The 319-nt window shown below is 52.0% G+C and carries 1 rRNA gene; it reads right to left on the bottom strand.

Annotated features, from left to right (window positions below):
* Positions 1-319 (bottom strand): 23S ribosomal RNA (locus BGP75_RS23500); the annotation flags it as partial.

The raw sequence follows: 319 nt of genomic DNA, 5'->3' as shown, positions 1-319 counted from the left end.
TTCGACCAGCCTCAGCTGAGGGAGCAAGTCCCATCACCAAAGCCGGCGTACCTTCTCCCGAAGTTACGGTACTATTTTGCCTAGTTCCTTCACCCGAGTTCTCTCAAGCGCCTTGGTATTCTCTACCTGACCACCTGTGTCGGTTTGGGGTACGGTCTCGTATAAGCTGGAGCTTAGAGGATTTTCCTGGAAGTATGGTATTGATCACTTCATCCAAAAGAGGACTCGTCATCAGGTCTCAGCCTTAAGGAGCCGGATTTGCCTGGCTCCTCAGCCTACACCCTTAAACACGGACAACCAACGCCGTGCTGATCTAACC

Origin of the sequence: Motiliproteus sp. MSK22-1 (assembly GCF_001968815.1) — a bacterium.
In the GTDB taxonomy this organism is placed as follows: domain Bacteria; phylum Pseudomonadota; class Gammaproteobacteria; order Pseudomonadales; family Balneatricaceae; genus Motiliproteus.
This window is presented reverse-complemented; position numbering and strand designations above follow the sequence as displayed.